The sequence below is a fragment of the Coleofasciculus sp. genome (genome assembly GCF_046565525.1).
Classification (GTDB): domain Bacteria; phylum Cyanobacteriota; class Cyanobacteriia; order Cyanobacteriales; family Coleofasciculaceae; genus Coleofasciculus.
In genome coordinates, this window is the sequence record NZ_JBKHUP010000008.1 from 58,551 (window position 1) to 78,974 (window position 20,424).

The following is a 20,424-nucleotide window of genomic DNA, read 5'->3' on the forward strand; positions in this document are numbered from 1 at the left end:
CTATCGAGCCTTAGGAGAGATAGAGGAGATGGGGAAGATGGGGGAGATGGAGCGGGTGCGAGTCACCTTTGTGAAAAACGATAGTAGTGAAAGTGAGCCCCTACACAAATCCATGAGGGCGGGCGCGAGTCATATTCTTGTTAAAAGACTGTGGAAGTCCAGCTTCCATGCAATCCGTAAGGAATATGATGCTTCAGATGCAGTCGTGCGATCGCGCCAACGCTCAAATCTCGACTGTCTAAAATCACCACATCAGAGCGATGGTGACTCGAATCATAGACCAAGGTTAACACCCAACCCTCATCTTCTCGCTTCGCTTCAGGATGGGGAACAAAAATCGGTTCGCTGACAAAGCCATGGGGGGCTGCACTCCAAATTTGTTCCTCTCCTGTCGTAACATCAAACTTAGCGATCGCTTGCAGTGGAGCATTGCCTGTGGGATTATGAGCCACGCCCATGTATACATAACGGTAAGGGCGTCCAACGTGATCGGGATGAACACAGGGAAACTCACAGGAACGTTCTAATAGTCGCTGTCGTTGTACCGTAGCATCCGCTAAATTCAGTGTAAACCGAAAAAGTTGTCCCGGCGCGATCGCATCAAAATCCACGTCCCGATAATCTATCTCCGAGTCCACTTGAGTTAAAGACTCATAGCAGATAGAATCTACACAAATTTGCTCCCCTTGCTCAAAGGCATTCCCATGGTGAAAAATAAACCCAGCTTCAGATTCCAAGACTTGCATTTGTTTATTGCCATGACGAGGAATCACTAAAATCCGAGTCGGTGCGTTGGGTTGAAAATCTACACATTGACCCGCCCCTTTTAATCCCAACAGGAAAGGAAAGGGATTATAGGTGACAGGATTTTGGAAAAAGATGCAGTAATTGGGTGTAATTGCAAAGTCATGGATAAAAGCAAAACCCGGAACTGTGTGACACTGACCACGTTTTAATGTGCCAGCTTCATCTAATTCATAAATGGTAATTTTGGTGGAAAAACCCGGTTTAATCGCAAAATTCACCAAACAAGGCGCACCCCCATCTTGGTTACAGCTTGGGTCAATCCAAGGATGGGCGCCAAACGCCTCGCCCTCTGCCAAAATACCATCTAGAGTGTCTTTCCCTAGGGTGTCTAAGGTTTTGGGATCTAACCGATAGGGTTCCGCCGCTTCCCAAAGGGCTAACAGTTTACCGCCCCAGTAAATCACATTTGTGTTGGCGATATTTTTGATATCAATATCAAAGGCATTTGCCAGCCACCCTCCGGGCTTTTGCGTACCAAAAACACCGCGATACAGCATTTTTCCGGCTTCTTGTTCTTTGAGAAATCCTTCAGTCCGGACAAAGCGATTGCGGAAATGGACACGACCTTGATTAAAGGCGATCGCACAAATCATACCATCGCCATCAAAGGGGTGACGCAGGGGCTGACCATGAATATCCAGTAAACCTGGACCATTGCGAAACAACGTACCATTCAGCGCTGGCGGAATTTCTCCTTCAATGTCCTCAATCCAGTAATCATATTCATTCGGTTGGGATTGATACCCCCGTTTCCATCCTTCGCGGTCATAGGATAGTGAAGACTTTGATTCTAAAAATTGTTCTGTTGCAATCATCGTTTATTTCCTCGTTATTTAATCGTGTTGTTTGTTTGTAGTAGGCGCTTTAGCGCTTTTGACAAGAGGACTAAAATCCTCACTAATGACAAATGACAAATTACGACTCTTCCACAGGCTTTTGACCTATCCGAGTCCGGATAAACTCTGGCATGACGTCGGGTAGGAATGGCTGTTCTAATAGAGAACCCGACGTATGATGTTCAAATACTTCTGCTGGCGGTAATGATTTTGATTCGGTTTCGGATTTGATTTCAGCTTGCGGATCACTCGTCGGTAACCAACCTAAGAAGGGCAATGGTAATAAGCTAGAGAGGTTCGTAATCGTGACTAATAACCACAGACGATCAAAGTTATGTTCTGTCACCCCTAACCAATGGGTTAATAACGCGCCAAATTCGTGAGATAGTAGTCCTGCCAAATTCCATACAGACATCAGCAGGGCAAATAAGGTGGCTTCTACCCCGGACGGGCAAAGTCTTGCTGAAAGCACGAGTACAGGCATAAACGCAATCTGCCCCATCACCGTCAGAATTAGACTGTCCCCTAAGCTAAACCAGTGATCATCAATGCCTAAGGTTCGATTCGCATGGGTAACTAGAATTAAGGCACTCATTCCCAAAACAGCCGACAGCACGGTTGTCCATCCCATAATCGTGCGGAAGGGAATGCCCTTTAAAAAGCGTTGAAATAGCCAGATACCCACCAGAGACGCCAAACTGGTGACTAAACGCACCCGCCCTAAAAATTCCGGCTCAAATCCTAGTTCATTGGTGGAGAAGAAGAAAAAAGCTGAATCGGCTGTGGGTGTGGCTTGCCACAGAAAGATAAACGCGGTGGGTAACCAAATTGCTTTTTGGGTAACCGCATGGCGCAGTTGCTTGATTTGCTGGGTGACGGTGGCGATGTTCATCCTGGAACTGACGGATTCTTCAGCAATTAACCACGCCACGCCACAGACGAGTAGGGGAAAGGTGGCGGTGATGCCAAAAACAGTTTGTGTATTGAACGCTTCCAGTAGCCAACCACTCAGATAAGCCGTAATCAATCCCCCTAGGGCAGAGGTACCCCAAGTTAGGGATTGCAGGGAACCGGAGTCGCTGAGGGATTCCCGCCTTGCCCGTTCCACCACTAGCGAGTCTACGATGACATCACTAATGGCTACGGATAGGGAACTTAGGAGAATGGCAAGGGTTGCAGCCCAAGCTGTATCGACTACTGTTGCCAAACTTAACCACGCGGCTGTTCCCATTAAGCCTGAGAGTACTAAATAGGGGCGGCGGCGATAGCCAAATAAGGGAAGTCCGTCGGACAGAAAGCCAAATAAAGGTTTAATTACCCAGGGTAAGGCAGCAATCCCCAGCAGCGCTGCGACTTGGGCTGGACTCAAACCCAGTTCATCTTTGAGGAAAAAGCTAATCGCTAAACGGGCTAGCCCTAGGATACCTTGGACAAAGTAGACGATGAGGATGGCAATCAACTCCGGAGTGGGTTCATTGCCAAAAAAGACTTTATCTTTGATTGCTTGTTTAACGCGATCGAAGCCAGAGGCGGATAAAATCATGAACTTTTTTTAAGATTTATCTCTTTTTATATCTTACACGCTGTCTCTGGGTTGCCTCATCTGTCTATGGGCGATCGCCTCAAGGGGTGACAAGATAGCTAAAAAGGAGACAGGGTGTCGGGTGTGGGGAAACAGAAGGAGGTTGACCCTTCAAGCTACTTGTAGTGGACTGACACAGCTAAAATGGTGGGATAGATTTGACGTTTAAACCAGGGAGAGCAGGGGATGTAGGGGCGGGTTTTACAGATAACTTATGGCAACAACTGATAACTTAACTAAACCCGCCCTTCTAGGGGAAGCACAGACCCCGTAGCTGAAAATTAGGATGGGCAAGGGTTGTGGCTTAAGTTGACACGGATGGATAATATCGTGCCCCTACCCTAAATGGCCTGTGTGCTTAAGTCCTACATTTATCTTTTTGAGCCGCACCAATGTGCGGTAAAAGGGCGCACGCCGTGCGCCCCTACAATTCTAATCCACTAATTAAGGTGTGCCACGCCACGACTGGATTGACACAGCTAAAATGATGGATTAGGTGTGACCATTGAATCGGGCGCACGCCAATGAGAGCCATTATAGACATTGACATTAAGGTTTAAATGTTGAACAGCTTAGTGCTGGTCGAGTCGAGGATTCTATGTTGTCGTCTAAGCTAAACCTGAGAAACTGGAGGATGTTCTGTGCAAATTACCATCCATCTACCTGATGAAATTGTCAACACAATCCAGGAGAAGTGGAATAACGTTCCTGGAAAAGTCGTAGAGTGTTTAGCCATTGAAGCTTACCGTCAGGGAGTGATTACTTCGGCGCAAGTGGGAAGAATGCTCAACCTCTCTTCGCGTTATGAGGTGGATAGTTTTCTCAAGCAAGCAGGAGCCTATTTACATTATGATGAAACTGATTTTGAGCAAGATTTGTTAACGATGGAAAAACTAATGATTCAGGAGACACCAGAAAGTTAATAGCAGTTGTCTCAGATACTTTACCGTTATGCTATGATTGATGTTGAAAAATAAAGATTACAGAGGTTGAATGATGCTCTCCAAAAGGCTCAAAGTCCTATGCTACCCCGTAAACGTTTCTCGTTTCCGAATATTCTAAGAATATTCGGCTTAATCGTGTCTGTAGCCGGACTGACAATTGCTATGAAAAGGCTTTTCCTACCTTGGTTTTCGATTTCCGACTATAGCGTTGTAACTGGATTAGATTTTTGGGTACACGGTGACGGGCTAACTATTCTCAGCTATAGTCTGGCATGGATAGTTTTTCTAACGTACTGCTTTAAACCGAATTATGTTGGTTTATGTACAACGTTTTTCAGTCACGTTCTTCCTATATTCTACATTAGATTGCAATTATTAGTAGTGTTTGGACACAGAGGGACTCCTGACAATATTTTTGAGTCTGGCAACGGTGGTGTTGATTTTCCATTGACGCCAGAACCAGGATTATCGAGCACTTTTGTGGGTATGGGCTTAATTCTCATCGGTGTTTTTATTGGCATGAATAACCAGAATAAAAAATTTTATCTGACTACAATGATACCAATGGGTTTTATCTATCTATTGAATCTACTGAATTAAAATACAGGTATTTTTCCCTATTGCCTATTGCCTTTTTACTCCGTTGCTGTGTTAACGGCTCAAATGGAAACGCGATCGCTAATGAGGTTATCATGATTGACAAGACAACTGGCGATCGCATAAACGAGTTGGACGTGGGCAATGGAGCATGAATTTTACGATCGAGGGCGACAGAAGGCGCAACAAGGGGATTTAGAGGGAGCGATTCAGGATTTTGAGCAAGCGTTGCAGATTAATCCGGAATTTGCCGATGCTTACTACAAAAGGGGATTGGCTCGCTTTGATTTGGGGGATTGGCAAGGTGCGATCGCAGACTATTCTCAGGCGCTACAGGTGAATCCTGAACATCTCGATAGTTATTTGGGGCGCAGTTTGGCTCAATTGGCGCAGGGAGATGCTCAAGCTTCCCTGGAGGATGCTCAACAGGTTCTCCAGATTGATAGTAATCACGGGGCGGCTTATAAGCTGCAAGGTACAGCCTACCGTCGGCTGGGGAAAATGAAAGACGCGATCGCATCTTTTAAACAAGCCGCAAAACTGTACCTGGAACAGAAGGATAAAGACAATTGCCAGAATTGCCTAGAGAGTATCAAACAAATTCAGGCAGCGCAAATCCAGGCGGCGAGTGCAGCCGAGACGCAGAAATATCTGACTCAGGTTATCACCAAGCTAGAACGGGGGAACTATCGGGAAGCCTTAGAGGATTGTCAGTGGCTGTTGCAAGTTGCGCCCAATGATGCTAGAGCCTATTGCTATCGCGGAATTATTCGCAGTAAATTGAGGAATTTACAAGGAGCGATGCAAGATCTCGGTCGAGCCATGCAGCTCGATCCCCAGGATATCCAAGTTCGTCACTATCGGGGGCGGGTTCGCATTGAACTGGGGGACTATCGGGGCGCGATCGATGATTTTACCCAGTTACTTGAGATACAACCAGAAAATTCTCAATTTTACGTCTGTCGGGGTCAAGCTTACTCAAAACTGGGCGATTATCGCCAAGGAATTGAGGACTATTCACGAGGGTTGACGATTCAGCCCAATGATCCACAAATTTATTATCATCGGGCGGCGGCGCGTGCTGATTTTCAAGATTACCAAGGCGCGGCGGATGATTATCAACAAGCGGCGAATCTGTATTTTGAGAAACAGGATTGGCAGAAGTATCATCAGGCATTAAATCAGCAGAAGCAGCAAATAGCAAAGGCTGAAGCTGAGATTAAAAAACGCTCCGCTAAACTGAATCGGAAAGATATCTTTATCAATCAAGAACGACAAATTTGGTCGAATGCGCGGGTGGATCGAGAGTTACAACAACAACTCCTGCGGATGGTGGGTGGATACTGGGATGTTGCTGCCCGTTTGATTGAAATAGCTAAGAAAAAATATCCGGGGATGCCGGAGAATTGGTATCTGCAAAAGGTAATAGATGATTTAGAGCGCGATCGCTAAGTTAAATATCCTGCTACAAACTGCATTTGTTGTAAGCGCTTGACTCGCTTGAGGCACGCTTAGTGCCTACTACAAACTGTGGCATAATGCGGGAAGGGGTTGGCTGCTACAGTCAGTTGGACAAATTTAAGGCATCTTCGGGTTCGAGTAATCTCTCCATAGCTGTCCAGCGGCTTCTGAGACGCTCAGAGATCTATTTTTATGGTTTTTCGCATCCCTCGAACGGTTCGTATTGCGTTACCCGATTTGGCACATCTGCGAGTCGTGGGAGTTTCAACCATTGCTGTGATCATTACCCTTCTGGGCGTGCGACACTTGGGTGGACTAGAACCGCTAGAACTGGCGGCGTATGATCAGTTTGTCCGCCTACTACCTCTGGAAACTGAACCTGACCCCCGGATCTTAGTTGTCGCGATTACAGAAGAAGACCTAGAAAATCAAAACCAGTGGCCCATCTCAGATCAGGTTTTAGCACGGGTTTTACGGCGATTGCAAGCCGCTGACCCCGCCGTTATTGGTCTAGATTTATATCGCAATCTTCCCGTGGAACCGGGTCATCAGCAGTTAGTGGAACAACTGCAAAAACCGAATTTAATTGCCATTCAAAATATCGATATCCGCGCCGGAACTCCACCACCCCCAGACGTATCACCGGAACGCATCGGTTTTAATGATATACCCCTTGACCCGGATGATGTGGTTCGTCGCAATTTATATTTGGCGGAGAATGAAAGCGGCGTGCTTTTCTCATTTTCCCTGCTTCTGGCACTTACTTATCTAGAACGCCGTGGGATTGAACTGGAAGCTAGTCCCAATAACCCAGACATTCCCCAGCTTGGTGAGGCTGTGTTGTCACCCTTAACAGAAGATGCGGGGGGATATCAAAAGGTAGATACTAGAGGGTTCCAAATCTTACTCAATTATCGCTCCCCTAATCAGGTGGCGCGACAGGTTTCTCTGAGCGATGTTTTAGCGGGAAAGGTTGATCCGAGTTGGGTGCAGGATAAGATTGTGATTATTGGTTCAACAGCACCCAGTCTCAAAGACTTATTCGCCACACCCTTTAGTCCCGTTTTAGACGAAAACCCGAAAATGTCTGGGGTTTTAATGCAGGCTCAAATGGTTAGTCAATTCCTTGATGCGGCGACGGGTGAACGCTCTTTATTCTGGTTTTGGTCCCAACAGGAGGAAATCCTGTGGATTATTGGCTGGATTGCAATTGGTGGGATATTGGGGCGGGTGACGTATCATCCTCTGGCGTTAATTATTGGGGTAACGGGTAGTTTGGGGGTGTTATCCAGTGCTTGTTTTTACCTACTCACCCAAGGTGGCTGGGTTCCGTTTGCAGCGCCAGCATCAGGATTTGTGTTAACGGTGGCAATTTTTGTTACCCATCGTTCCTATGAAGCCCATCAACAGCAGCAGATTGTGATGAAGCTGTTGGGACAGAATACCTCTCCGGAAGTGGCTCAAGCTCTTTGGCAAGGTCGCGATCGCTTGCTAAAATCTGGGAAGTTACCGGGGATTCGCCTCACCGCCACGATGTTCTTTGCTGATATAAAAGATTTCAGCACCATATCGGAAAAAATGACCCCAGAGGCGTTGTTGGAGTGGTTAAATGAAATTCTGGGAGTAGTGACTCGTGAAGTCCTCCAGCGTCAGGGGATTGTGAATAAGTTTACCGGTGATGGGGTGATGGTAGCGTTTGGTGTCCCCATGTCTCGTCTCCACAGAACCGAAGTCGCCGAAGATGCGAAAGCGGCGGTAGACTGTGCTTTAGCGATTAGCGATCGCCTAGAACAGATGAACCGGGATTGGCAACGCCGAGGTTTACCTGTGATTGAAATGCGGATTGGCATTTTTACAGGTCCAGTTGTGGTGGGCAGTTTGGGGGGGAAAGACCGCTTAGAATATGGAGTTATCGGCGATAGTGTTAATATTGCTTCCCGGCTAGAGAGTTGTGAGAAACAGCGTCAACCGACTCCCTGTCGGATTCTCATTGGTCAACAGACGCTGGATCAACTGCAAGGGGAGTTTGAGGTTGAATCCTGGGGACCTTTAGCTTTGAAGGGGAAACAGCAAACGGTGAATGTTTATCGCGTTTTGGCACGAACCACGGTATCAGAGTAGAATGGCACTGAAATAAGCATTTTGACATCGCCGAAACCCTTAATATACCGTAGGGTGGGCATTGCCCACCAGCCTTAAGTCAATACCCTTCGTCTCAGAGTAGGAGTGCAGAGTATACAAGGGAGTTCAAATGTTAGAGCTGAATTAGATTAAACGCAATCGATTAGACGCCTAGCTAATGCTAAATTCAGGTTGACTACCGCCATTACAATTCAGTCCGCGTAGGCGGACTTTGTTTGTGTAGCAGCGATTTTAATCGCCGTGACTTGGTTAGGGCGGGTTTAGTTACATTTGGGTGAAGTAAGAAACGATAATTGTGAAACCCGCCCCTACAAACCCGATTTACTGAGCCAAGGGAAGGGTCAAATTTTTTCCCGAAAACCGCCTTGCCATCGCGTTAGGGGAACACAGTCAATATTCAGTTGATCAAAGGTACGCGCTACAACAAAATCTACTAAATCTTCAATGGTTTGAGGATTATGATACCAGGCGGGAATTGCTGGCACAATCTTTACCCCAGCTTCGGCTAGGGTGGTGAGGTTACGCAGGTGAATTAAGCTGAATGGGGTTTCACGGGGTACGATTATCAGTTGACGCCCTTCTTTTAACTGCACATCGGCTGACCGTTCCAATAAATCCGAACTCAAACCATTAGCAATTTTTGCCACTGTACTCATACTACAGGGGATAATCACCATTCCCAACGTCCGGAATGAACCACTGGCAATGGTTGCACCCACATCTCCCCAGCGATGACAAATTAGCTTGCCTTTTTTGGGTACATCGGCTTGCTGACGCCAGAATTGTCCCTGCTGTTCAGGTTCTGGAGGCATACGGGTGTTTTGTTCGGCTTGCCAAACCATATAGGCTGATTTTGATGCCACGAGTTCAATGGTATAGTCGGCTTCTAAGAGAAATTTCACGGCACGTACTGCATAGATTAAGCCAGAGGCACCAGTAATACCGAGGATTAAGGGGAATGTTTGGGGATTGTCATTCGTCATTCGTTTATGTAAGGGTTTGAGGGATATTTACAAAACTTAACATGGTTTAGTTTATTTCCACCAACCTACTTAGAGGTGTATCTGGCTAAGTTTCTACAGAAAATTGAATTATTTTGTCAACAATATTCCTATTGCCCAGGGTTCTTAGCATCGGATGCAATTAAAAATCAAGTAAAATTTTCCCATTCCTCTGCGTCCCGCTGCGTTTAAAAAATAGAATTTAGATGCTAACAGTTTGATAGTAACTATCCGAGGTAGACAACCAATAAAACCTCACACTTGCTATTATGTTTGTTTTAACTGATATCTCGAACTTGTAGACGACGGGACGGGGATATAGGAAATTTAGTCCACTTGAGTGGACTTGAGCTATAAGCCAAGAACTTGAGTTCTTGGCGGGTGAAGGGGGCTTCTTAAAAATGGTGAAATAGATTTGACTATTGAATTGGGTGCACGTCATTGAATTGGGCGCACGTCAGTGCGCCCCTACGGTTTCCGGGCGTAAGGTTAATTTATAAAATTAGGTGTGTCACGCCACTACAATTAGGTAACTAAGTATCTCTGTGTTGAACAAATATATATAATTCGGTAAAAAACTGATTCAATAAAGGACAAATTACCAATGATAAATAACAATCTATTGATTTAACAACCAGCGCCGGAAGAGTTCGACAATAATCTGCCAATAATCACCCTTTTGCTGAATCACATCATGGCGTTTTAATGTCTCCAACGCTTCCTCTAATTGTTTCTTCTCTAGGGGCGCAAGTCCTGATTCTCTGAATAATTCTGCTAATTTTATCCTTAATTGTTCAATCATTAACCCATCCGGGTGAGGCGCTAACACCTTGAGGATTGCCTGTTGACCCGCAACTCCTCGCGCCGCTTGACCCCAAACCCCATCAAAATAATACCGTCCCCGCTGATAAAATGCGGGGTTATTAATCACCGCTTCCACATCCTCTACCGTAAAAACGGGGTCACGAGAATGTCCCTGTTCAAACACAAAATCATTGTAACGGCGCACAAGTTGGAATCCCAGCAATTGAACTAAATAGGGTTGACCTGCGGTGAGACGATAGATTAAGTCAAGGGCGTCTGGGGTGTAATCTAGGGGAAAATCAACCGCCTCATTTTCCGGCACATCTGAAACAGTCGAATCTGGATTTTCTAGGCTGGGATTGGCTAAAATCTGGCGCGTTGCAGCAGGTTCTAAGAAACCAACGTGAATCGGAATAACGCTGGCAAAAAAGGGTTGGAAATAATCGGCGGTCATTTCTTCTAAGGTGTGCAACCCGGCAAACACAAAGGCGACTTGAGCATTCATTTGCACCAATCCCCGCAGATAGCCAATAAAATCATTAGGGATTTTTCCCGCTTCGATAAGTTCCTCGATTTTCTCGAATTCATCTAGGGCAATAATTAACCCCTGTACAGATGTTTCCCGTAATATCTCAACCACCTGTTTAAAATAACGTTCAAACGTCCGATAAGGAAGATTTAGCAAAGCATCATCATCGGGAGGGGGACAACCGATAGCATCAGAAATTGCATCACTTATCGCCATTAACACTTCCCCGACACCTTGGGGACTGCCTAAACGCAGTAGGTTAATATAAACGACTTTTACCCGTGAACCGGAACAGTTTGCCACATTTAAAAGAATCGAGGTTTTCCCAATGCGGCGATGACCATAGAGAACCACAGATTGGAGTTGTTGACCCATCACCCAGAGTTCTTCTAATTGTCTGAGGATATCGTCTCGTCCCACAAAGCGATTCCCTTCAACGGGGTCACCGACAACATAAGGATTGGTGACGGGTTTGGTGATGGAAATATCGCCAATTTCAGCCGCGATTTGTAATAAGGCGTCTTGCCAGGTTTGGGCAATATCTTTGATGAGTTCTCGTTCAGCTTCGGGTAGGGTTTCGATATGGTTGAGGATAGTTTCTAGTTCTCCTAAGGCGCGGTTGAGGGCAAAGGAACGGGTGGAACGAGAGACGCTACGCTGAACGACTCGCACATCTTCCACGACTCGACGGAGAGCGTTGATTGTGTTCCAGGTTATGGGACGTAGTAAGGGTTCATTGGGGGAAATAGGTAGTTCTAATGTGGCGATTGTGGCAGGTTCTTTGGCGTCGGAGAAGGTGGTGAGAGTTTGGGCGAGGGTTAAGAGTTCCTCACCATAGAGAAGGGAACGAACAACGGCAAATGCTTCAGTGGCTTTGGCTGGTTCTTTTTCATGGAGATACCAGAAACCAGCCGCCGCAGCGCGGGCGGGGGTGTCTAAGCTAAGATCAACAACTCTTGACTTAGTTCTCGTACTCAGTTCTTCTGAAGCAAAACGCAGTAACTTCCAATCGTAAGGGACTTCTGCTAACTGGACTACCCGATACAAAACTTGATTTGAAGGTGTATCAGCTAAAACCATATTCACCGCGCAAATTACAGGCATAAACTGATAGGTGTATGCCAACAACTGGTTAGCATTTTGGATGCCCATTTTCCAATCTTGTCGTAGCCAATTTGTTAAATTAATAAACAAATTAGGTTGATGAAGTGGAGTTAAATGAGGAAACATCCAGGATGAATTACAGTCTCTTATAGTAATGAAAATAAAATTTAACAACCAATTGTCCGGACGTCTTATCGCGAAACCCCACGCAAACAAAAAAGCTGCGTATTGAGCTGGTACAACAATAATGAGTGGTGCAATCTCTATAAAGTACAGCGCTAAGGTTCCCCAGACTATGCACTGAATTAAAAATATTATATCCAACGCTGGCTCATAGGATAAATTGTCCTTTAATAAACCATCTCTTCCTTTTAAGCCAAACTTTAATTCCACACCTGAAGCTAGACCCCACGCCACACTGCATACCAAGCCAAAAGCTAGACCCCATGCCACGCTATTTGCCGTCCCCCAAGCTAAACCCCAAGTTAAGCCTGACGCCACAGCGACCGCTAAACCTAACGTTACACCTATGACTACACCCAACCCTACACTCAAAAATATGTTCAAAAATAAACCCAAAAGCAGACCGTACAATACATAAAATAAATCAATTAAAATGCCTATTTTTAGGATTATTAAACCTATAATCAGTGGTGTTAAAACTGTTAATACCAACCCTTTTATAAACAACTGGCGCTGGATGGGATTCTGGCGCAATTGTTCTAAGCCCTTACGCCAATTCATTTCTTTTGGAGGAATATACCCACCGCCGAAGGTGTTTACATACCAGCGCAAGGCTTGAGGAAAATAAAACACCCAATACAATAAGCGTAGATAATCCAAAGGATTCCATAATGAGAGAGGGCGCTTCAGTTTCGGCGCTAAATCTAAGCGAGGAACAGAGACTTCATTATCTTGCTGACTTTCATCTTGCTTGATTGCATCCTGATTTATTACATCTTGGCTCATTACCCACTCTCCAAATACCGAGAATACATTCGATAACACAACTGCATCAATCGCCGTGGATAACCCCCACTATCCTCAACTAACTGATTAATTTCAGCTTCAGTAAACCGTATCGAATTCATCGCCAAACGTGTATCAATAAAATCACGGGTGGTTGATTCATCCCAGGGTTTTATGATTTCTTCTTGACAAACTCCTGCCAGAGGCGAAGTTTTGCCATTATCCCAACTATCATTAAACAGTTTATCTAAAGATTCATTCGCCGCCAAAACCAGCTTGATTGGTGCATGACTCCCCTCAGCTAAACCCCGGAGATAATCTCGCACACCCCGATTAAAGCCATCCCAGGTCATTTTTCCCACATTATCTAAAGCCAGCAGGATTTGACGCGATTTTAAATGGCGACTTAACCTTGCTCCCTTGCTTTCAGGTATCCCAATCTCATCACATAATGCACCGTAGAAATCATCTTCATCTTCAACCAGATTTAAGTCCAGAAAGACAGGCTGACGCGGCGAATGGAGATGAGTATCCGCCAGTCGGACAATCTGGGAAAGTAAAGAAGATTTACCGACACCCTCTGCTCCGATTAAGGCAACACTGCTACCACTATTAATTACCTCGAATATCTGCCGGATTTCCCGTTCTCGGTTAAAGAAGTCTTGCGGATTATCAATTCTGCCTTGTTGGGGAGTGAAGGGATTAATCGTTGGGTTCTCAGAATCTACAGGAATCGAACTTTCTTGTAACACTTCAGTAGAGGCTGACCCATCTGATTCTAGCGGTTGAACTTGAACCTCTACACCGTAAAGATATTCAATTTGCTTTTTAAAATTCCGTTTATTGATTTCGGCATTAAAATACTCTTTCAGTCTTTTGCATAACTTTGCGCCTAATTCTCTAGTGTATTGATCATCAAAATAGTTTTGGGCAGCAATCTGTTTATAACCATTACCTTGCCAAATCCCAAGCACAATCACCTCTTCCGCTTCAGTCAAAACAGGCTGAGAGTTCTCCCACAGCCGCCTGTTGATGAATTCTAGCGCCTCTTTTGAGTCCATTAGTTAACATCGAGGTTCATTTGCCAATTTTATCGAACCTATCCCAATTCTGCTAGTTTGTAGTTGCGCTGTCTTCGCCATCAACGTTTCAATATTGAGAACAAACTGATAAGAGGGCGACCCAAGTCAATTGAGTAGATTGGTGTTGTTCATTCGTGCAAGCGGGTCGCCCCTACAGGTGGTTAAATGTCGAACGACAAACGAAAAAGGACGAATGAGGAATAACAAACCAACATTATCCTACATTGACCTACAAACACTGACATTACCAAGTCCCCTACTTCTACCTACCTAAAATACCGATTACCAAAGCCATCATGGTTGTATCGATAACCGAGGTAAAAACCATGATCAACCCCAACCCCCAAACCCAACCGCATCTAGAACCCCAATCCCCAATCACACCCGAACCTCAAGCTAACGCCATCGAAGCTGTTACACCCACACCGTTAACCCAAATCAACCCCACAACCTTAGTCGAGTATGGCGGGATCACCACAGCGGTTATATTAGCGATCGCACTCCTCATTCTGGCGTTGGCGGAATATAATAAGGTTTTCTTTCCCCCTCGCCGTTAGCCGTTAAGGGTAAACTAAGAAAAGCCTTGGCAAGCATTGCCTCTGTCAAACCTGATAACGACTGAATTCATGACTACTTCGCTCAACGAGCTAGAGACCCAATTAGTTGCCCTCAAACAAGAAGCGACTCCTGCGATCGCAACAACTGATACGCTGGATCAATTGGAACAGTTGCGCGTAAACTACTTGGGGAAAAAAGGACAGTTATCCCAAATCTTGCGCGGGATGGGGGAGCTATCCCCAGAGGATAGACCTCGAATTGGGGCGTTAGCGAATGAAGTCAAAGAAGCCCTCCAGCAATCCCTTGACAACAAACGCCAAGATTTACAAGCTGCCCAAATTCAGGCACAATTAGCCGCCGAAACCCTTGACGTAACGATGCCAGGGGTTTATCGTCCTCAAGGTCGGATTCACCCGCTCAATAGTATCATTGACCAAGTTCTGGACATCTTTGTGGGTCTGGGTTACACCGTCGCCACCGGACCAGAGATGGAGACAGATTACTATAATTTTGAGGCATTAAATACACCCCAAGACCATCCGGCGCGAGATATGCAGGATACCTTTTACCTCCCCGATGGGAACCTACTGCGAACCCATACCTCTTCGGTGCAGATTCGCTACATGGAAAATAATGAACCCCCAATCCGAATTATTGCACCAGGACGGGTTTATCGTCGTGATACGGTTGATGCGACACACTCCGCCGTTTTCCATCAAATTGAAATTTTAGCGGTTGATGAGGAGATCACGTTTGGGGATCTCAAAGGGACTTTAAAAGTCTTTTTCCAAGAATTATTTGGTGAAGACGTAGATGTTCGCTTACGTGCTAGTTATTTCCCATTCACAGAACCTTCTGCGGAAATCGATGTGAAATGGAGAGGGAAATGGTTAGAGATGGGCGGCTGTGGAATGGTTGATCCCAATGTGCTGAAAACGGTTGGTTATGACCCAGAAATTTATACAGGGTTTGCGGCGGGGTTTGGCGCGGAACGTTTTGCTCTAGTCATGCACCAAATTGATGATATCCGCCGCTTGTATACCAGTGATTTGCGCTTTTTGCAACAGTTTTAGATGAGGAAGCAGGGGAAGCAGGGGAAGCAGGGGGAGCAGGGGGAGCAGGGGAAGCAGGGGGAGCAGGGGGAGCAGGGGAAGCAGGGAGAGCAGGGGAAGCAGGGGAAGCAGGGGGAGCAGGGGAAGCAGGGAGAGCAGGGGAAGCAGGGGAAGCAGGGGGAGCAGGGGAAGCAGGGGGGGTATTGAATGTGTAGGGGCGGGTTTCATTATTATCGTTTCTGAACTCACAAGGGATGTGAATAAACCCGCCCTGACTGATCTCAGAATTTTCTGACTAACACTCCAGGTTCTTTCTGAATGGGCAAAACGTCTAAAATATCAGCTTGGGCGCAATATTTTAAATCTTCGTGACAGTTTAACCGGAGTAGGCGTTGACCATGACTGGCATGGTGAAACAATTCTAACAAGTTGTCTTTCCACTGAGCATAAAGGGCAAGAGCGCCGATGACTTCATCATTACCCGCAATATCGCCAAGAGAATGATCGGTGTGAGTGATCAGGCTATCTGCGATCGCACCGGCACAAGCGGTATCTTCTAGGGAGTAGGAGCCTTCCCAGCCTGAACCCACAAGCCAAACAGTTTCGGGCTTTTGCTCAAGCAGATACTGCACAACCGTCTGACGATTCACCATGGCGGCGGCTAGCACCACAGGGGCGTTCTGAACCCGCTGTAAGGCGCGAGTCCCATTGGTCGTCGTGATAAACAAACGGCATCCCTGGACTCGCTCTGGCGTGCAGTCGAGGGGAGAATTGCCTAAGTCAAAGCCAGCGACTTTTGAGCCGCCCCGTTCTCCGGCGCGAAGGCGTTTTTCTGGGAGCCATTTTTCGCTCACTTGCATTAACTGCTCGATATCGCTGAAGGTTTGAACCGCTTCAGCACCCGCGTGCAACGCTGTGGCAATGGTAGTTGTAGCTCTTAGCACATCAACCGCGATCGCACAGTCTGGCATCGTATCGGTTGGGGTAAGTTCGGGGGTGTGGTAAATAAATAGCTTCACTGGCTCAGTGCACCTGCTTTTTCAAATGCCGACTCCATATTGTACCCACTTAAGGTCATAGGGTTAATGATAAAAGGCTTATTTGCCGGAAATTTCTCGATTTTTCCGGTAGTTTTTAACCTTTTTTTCGCGCCATGCGTTCAATCGTGTCACTTAGACTATTCGCACCTATCCTTTCCCGCTCTTGCTCCAACCACCGAACAGCCGTTTCTGTCAGCGTCATGGTGAGTTTACGCTTGGATTCGTTGTAGATCTTCTTCCTGGACATCCTGACACTTTCGCTATGGTCGTGTACAATACGAATATAACACCGATTAAGCGGATTGAGCCAATGCTATTAGGTTTTAAGACCGAATTAAAACTTAATAACAAGCAGCGAACAGCACTAGCTAAACATTGTGGCGTTTCTCGCCATGCTTGGAATTGGGGTTTAGGTTTAACCAAACAGATACTTGATCACAACCAGGATAACCCAGAGGATAAAATCAAGTTTCCTACTGGGATTGATCTACATAAGTGGTTGGTAGCGCTGGTTAAACCCATCTGCCCCTGGTATTATGAGGTGAGTAAATGCGCCCCCCAGTATGCGCTTAGGCAATTGGCTCAAGCCTGGAAAGATGCGTTTGAGAAAAATAAAAAGCCGCCTCGGTTTAAGAAAAAAGGGCGGGGTGATAGTTTTACCCTGGATGGGTCAATCAAGCTCGACCACTTTAAAATTAGAGTCCCTAAAATTGGTTGGTTGAGGACCTATGAACGGCTACCAGTCTGTTTTCAACCCAAATCTGTAACCATATCCAGGACGGCTGACCGATGGTTTATCAGCTTTAAGCTGGAACATGAGCCAGTTAACCGACCCAAGCCTCACCTTGTAGTGGGTGTTGATCTCGGCATAAAAGCATTAGCCGTCTTGTCTACCGGGGTTGTAGTGGAGGGGGCGAAAGCTTATCGAAAGTACGAGAAAAAACTCTCTCGCCTGCAATGGTTGAACCGCCACAAGCAAATCGGTTCAGCTAACTGGAAGTCTTCCCAAATCAAGATAGCCCGTCTGCACCGGAAAATAGCCAACATTAGAAAAGACACGTTGCACAAACTCACATCCTATTTAGCCAAAAAACACAGCCGAATAGGGATAGAAAAGTTGAACGTGTCTGGAATGATGGCTAACCATAAACTAGCAAAAGCTATTCAGGATATGGGTTTTTACGAATTCAAACGCCAGCTAGAGTACAAGTGCAAGCTGTACGGAGCAACACTGGTTGTAGTAGACCAATGGTATCCCTCGACTAAAACTTGTTCGAGGTGTCATACCGTTAAGGATGAAATGCCTTTATCTGAGCGATTTTTCCGGTGTGACAACTGTGGACTGGAAATCGACCGAGATTTCAACGCCTCCATTAATTTGGAGATAGCCGCCAGTTAGGTGGCGTTAGCCTGTGGACTGGTTAAGTGCCGTCACTGCCAGGATGAAGCAGGAAGTAAACAGCATATTTTACCAGGTATTGGTAGATTTGTGTAAGTTTTATGTAACGGTTTAGGTTTTTATTAGATCATCTAACCATTGCAATCATTTTGAACGATTATGGCAACGATTTACACCCTCCATCCGGAAACGCCTCAAATACGCCGAATAGAGAAAATAAGGGACGACCTAAGAGACGGTGCGGTGATGTTATATCCCACAGATACCGTCTATGCCATTGGTTGCGACCTAAATGTCAAATCTGCTGTGGAACGGGTCAGGCGTTTAAAGCAACTCTCGAATGAGAAGCCGTTAACGTTTTTGTGTTCCTCGTTATCCAACATTTCTGAATATGCTTGGGTGAGTGACCCAGCTTACCGAATTATGAAACGCTTGATTCCTGGACCTTATACCTTTGTGCTACCCGCAACCAAATTAGTACCCCGACTAGTGATGAGTCCCAAGCGCAAAACCAGTGGTATCCGAGTTCCGGATCATCCGGTTTGTCAAGCCATACTCGAAGCGTTAGGCAACCCCGTGATTTCCACGTCGGCTCATTTACCCGATGAGATGGGACATTTCCCCACTGTGGGACTTGAAAGTGCCAAACTCTTTGATCAGTTTGAAGGTTTAGTGGACATTATTGTCGAGGATGGCTCGGAACCCGGTTTCCAGGTATCTACCATTCTGGATATGACTGGGGATGAACCGACAATCCTGCGCCAAGGTTTGGGATGGGAAGCCGCAACGGCGTGGGCTGTACCCGCTAGCCAGAGTTGGGAATAAGGTGAGACTGATGGGTGTAACCCTTTAAAGTTAAACCCAATCCAGTTAGGCTTTCGCTTTTTCAGGATTCGGACTACAGGAGACAGACGGGGGATTTCGGACGAAAGTCCACAAATAAATCCAGTTTGTAAATTGTCTACTCTCACTCACTCCAACAGCCATGGAAATAATGACCCCTTGCCAAGTACCTAAATGCAGGTGGAGCAAGGGTTAGCAGCCATAATCCTAGTCCATAAATCGGTAAGGGTGTCTGCCGTTTACTCATGATCTCTTGTTTAGTGACACACCACTCCACCAAAGACTAAGCATAACGTTTTACATTCAAATTGTGGACAGCAACAGAGTATTTATTCCAAATAACCACTCGTTCCTCTGCTGATGTCTGGGTAATTCGTAACTGTAGTCTTTAGGGGCAATACCATGAACGTTAAAACTGTAAAATCTATCACTCAACCTTCCCCAAACCACCTCGATAATCCGGAAGTTTTCGGCACAGACACTCAAAGTTTAATTGATCTGTTGCTAGAGGAAATGTGGTCGGCACTCTATGGTTCCAAACCTTTAGGTCAAAACAATGGTGGTTCGGGTTCTGAGTCCAAACCTCTACCCAGTCGCGCTCAAGTGGTGGCAAACCGGATAGCGCTGGAGGTACAACGAATCTGTAGCAAGAGCGATCGCATTCAAACCTCTGGTCAAGTCCGCTCGTGGCAATTAACCCTGGCACGTCACCGCTTACACAAGTGTTTAGGCTACTATAAATTGGGTTCTAAGCAAGGGCGTGTTGAATTACACAGCACATTAAGTGCCATGGTTTATCGCCATATCGCCCAACCTCAATCCCAGTTAAAATTCTCGGCTCGCTATAATTTAATTGAGGACTTTTTACAAGACTTTTATGCTGAGTCCCTCAAAGCATTTCGCCGGGAAAATGAGGTAGATGTGGACTACACGCCTCGCACTCAAATCGAACTGGCAGAGTATATGGCGTTTACGGAACAGTATGCCAAGCGGCGAATTACGTTACCGAACCGTTGCAGTCAACAGCTTATCGTCCTGAGAGCGCAAAGTTTTGCCAGACGCCAACCCAGTGAAACTCCTTTGGATATTGAGCAGGCGGTGGAATTTGCCAAGGGGGAAGAAGCCCAAGAACTCAGCCGTTCACCGGCGATGCAACAAGTGCGGGCTCACTTGGTCGCTCAAACCACTGATCCCAGTGAGTCGGTACTGCGCGATCGCGTGGTGAGTGAACTGGTCAACTATCTTGAGCAACAAGGTCACTCCGACTGCGCGGATTATCTGGTCTTAAAGTTACAAGACCTCGCCGCACCGGAAATCGATGAGATTTTAGGGTTAACCCCCCGCCAACGTGACTACCTACAACAGCGCTTTAAATATCATGTGGAAAAATTCGCCCGGTCATCCCACTGGAAACTGGTACACCAATGGCTTGGAGCTGATTTGGATCAAAAATTAGGCATGTCGTCTGACCAATGGGAAACCTTTTTAGCTGAACTTGATGAGCAACAACAGCAACTAATGTCTCTCAAACAAGCCCACAAGAGTGATGCTGAGATTGCAAAAGCCCTCAAGTGTACACCCAAACAACTGCAAAAGCGCTGGACTAAGTTATTAGAATTTGCCTGGAAAACTCGCAATTCCGAAGTTTCTCTTGCCAACTAAGGAGTGGAACAG

At 46.1% G+C, this 20,424-nt stretch carries 17 protein-coding genes; 9 read left to right on the top strand and 8 right to left on the bottom strand.

The window, feature by feature from the left end; translation table 11 throughout:
• Nucleotides 1–140 precede the first annotated feature (140 nt).
• Both ACLGGO_RS04370 and ACLGGO_RS04375 read right to left on the bottom strand, forming a co-directional pair.
• The gene (locus ACLGGO_RS04370; RefSeq protein WP_446418405.1) at nt 141–1,622 is read right to left on the bottom strand and encodes a carotenoid oxygenase family protein; all 1,482 of its coding nucleotides are present in this window, start codon (nt 1,620–1,622) and stop codon (nt 141–143) included.
• 100 nt (nt 1,623–1,722) lie between these two features.
• Nucleotides 1,723–3,186, bottom strand: a complete 1,464-nt coding sequence (locus ACLGGO_RS04375; protein ID WP_446418406.1) for a folate/biopterin family MFS transporter — start codon at nt 3,184–3,186, stop codon at nt 1,723–1,725.
• A gap of 680 nt (nt 3,187–3,866) precedes the next feature.
• Between ACLGGO_RS04375 and ACLGGO_RS04380 the strand changes: the two genes are divergently transcribed.
• The 4 genes from ACLGGO_RS04380 (at nt 3,867) to ACLGGO_RS04395 (ending at nt 8,348) form a co-directional block, all read left to right on the top strand.
• The gene (locus tag ACLGGO_RS04380) at nt 3,867–4,148 is read left to right on the top strand and encodes a UPF0175 family protein (RefSeq protein WP_446361837.1); all 282 of its coding nucleotides are present in this window, start codon (nt 3,867–3,869) and stop codon (nt 4,146–4,148) included.
• 156 nt (nt 4,149–4,304) lie between these two features.
• Nucleotides 4,305–4,769 carry a hypothetical protein gene (locus ACLGGO_RS04385; protein WP_446418407.1) on the top strand — a complete coding sequence of 155 codons (465 nt, stop codon included), beginning with the start codon at nt 4,305–4,307 and terminating at the stop codon, nt 4,767–4,769.
• A gap of 141 nt (nt 4,770–4,910) precedes the next feature.
• Nucleotides 4,911–6,218: a tetratricopeptide repeat protein gene (locus tag ACLGGO_RS04390; RefSeq protein WP_446418408.1), complete on the top strand. Its 1,308-nt coding sequence runs from the start codon at nt 4,911–4,913 to the stop codon at nt 6,216–6,218.
• A gap of 201 nt (nt 6,219–6,419) precedes the next feature.
• Nucleotides 6,420–8,348 carry a CHASE2 domain-containing protein gene (locus ACLGGO_RS04395; protein WP_446418409.1) on the top strand — a complete coding sequence of 643 codons (1,929 nt, stop codon included), beginning with the start codon at nt 6,420–6,422 and terminating at the stop codon, nt 8,346–8,348.
• 362 nt (nt 8,349–8,710) lie between these two features.
• On the opposite strand, the gene ACLGGO_RS04400 is transcribed toward ACLGGO_RS04395, so the two are convergent.
• The 3 genes from ACLGGO_RS04400 to ACLGGO_RS04410 form a co-directional block, all read right to left on the bottom strand.
• Entirely contained in the window at nt 8,711–9,352 is a 642-nt protein-coding gene (locus tag ACLGGO_RS04400; protein ID WP_446418410.1) for a flavin prenyltransferase UbiX, read from the bottom strand.
• A gap of 637 nt (nt 9,353–9,989) precedes the next feature.
• Nucleotides 9,990–12,776: an AAA family ATPase gene (locus tag ACLGGO_RS04405; RefSeq protein ID WP_446418411.1), complete on the bottom strand. Its 2,787-nt coding sequence runs from the start codon at nt 12,774–12,776 to the stop codon at nt 9,990–9,992.
• The gene (locus ACLGGO_RS04410) at nt 12,776–13,837 is read right to left on the bottom strand and encodes an AAA family ATPase (protein ID WP_446418412.1); all 1,062 of its coding nucleotides are present in this window, start codon (nt 13,835–13,837) and stop codon (nt 12,776–12,778) included. Before ACLGGO_RS04410 ends, ACLGGO_RS04405 begins: the two co-directional genes overlap by 1 nt.
• Before the next feature lie 347 nt (nt 13,838–14,184).
• On the opposite strand from ACLGGO_RS04410, the gene ACLGGO_RS04415 reads away from it, so the two are divergent.
• Complete coding sequence (locus ACLGGO_RS04415; protein ID WP_446418413.1) at nt 14,185–14,415, top strand: hypothetical protein; 231 nt, start codon at nt 14,185–14,187, stop codon at nt 14,413–14,415.
• A gap of 69 nt (nt 14,416–14,484) precedes the next feature.
• Nucleotides 14,485–15,489 (top strand): phenylalanine--tRNA ligase subunit alpha, encoded by a 1,005-nt coding sequence (gene pheS / locus ACLGGO_RS04420; RefSeq protein ID WP_446418414.1) that lies wholly within the window; start codon nt 14,485–14,487, stop codon nt 15,487–15,489.
• Between the two features lie 260 nt (nt 15,490–15,749).
• On the opposite strand, the gene ACLGGO_RS04425 is transcribed toward pheS, so the two are convergent.
• Together ACLGGO_RS04425 and ACLGGO_RS04430 are read right to left on the bottom strand one after the other, a co-directional pair.
• Entirely contained in the window at nt 15,750–16,487 is a 738-nt protein-coding gene (locus tag ACLGGO_RS04425; protein ID WP_446418415.1) for a 2-phosphosulfolactate phosphatase family protein, read from the bottom strand.
• Between the two features lie 115 nt (nt 16,488–16,602).
• Nucleotides 16,603–16,755 carry a hypothetical protein gene (locus tag ACLGGO_RS04430; RefSeq protein ID WP_446365903.1) on the bottom strand — a complete coding sequence of 51 codons (153 nt, stop codon included), beginning with the start codon at nt 16,753–16,755 and terminating at the stop codon, nt 16,603–16,605.
• Nucleotides 16,756–16,818: 63 nt separating this feature from the next.
• On the opposite strand from ACLGGO_RS04430, the gene ACLGGO_RS04435 reads away from it, so the two are divergent.
• Nucleotides 16,819–17,907 (top strand): RNA-guided endonuclease InsQ/TnpB family protein, encoded by a 1,089-nt coding sequence (locus ACLGGO_RS04435; protein ID WP_446418438.1) that lies wholly within the window; start codon nt 16,819–16,821, stop codon nt 17,905–17,907.
• Nucleotides 17,908–18,066: 159 nt separating this feature from the next.
• Nucleotides 18,067–18,732: an L-threonylcarbamoyladenylate synthase gene (locus ACLGGO_RS04440; protein WP_446354827.1), complete on the top strand. Its 666-nt coding sequence runs from the start codon at nt 18,067–18,069 to the stop codon at nt 18,730–18,732.
• A 142-nt stretch (nt 18,733–18,874) separates the two neighbouring features.
• Here the strand turns inward: ACLGGO_RS04440 and ACLGGO_RS04445 are convergent, their stop codons facing one another.
• Entirely contained in the window at nt 18,875–18,997 is a 123-nt protein-coding gene (locus ACLGGO_RS04445; protein ID WP_446336934.1) for a hypothetical protein, read from the bottom strand.
• Nucleotides 18,998–19,152: 155 nt separating this feature from the next.
• Here ACLGGO_RS04445 and ACLGGO_RS04450 point away from each other — a divergent pair, with 155 nt between their 5' ends.
• A complete protein-coding gene (locus tag ACLGGO_RS04450; protein ID WP_446336933.1) occupies nt 19,153–20,412 on the top strand; it encodes a HetZ-related protein in 1,260 nt (419 codons plus the stop codon).
• The last annotated feature ends 12 nt before the right edge of the window (nt 20,413–20,424 follow it).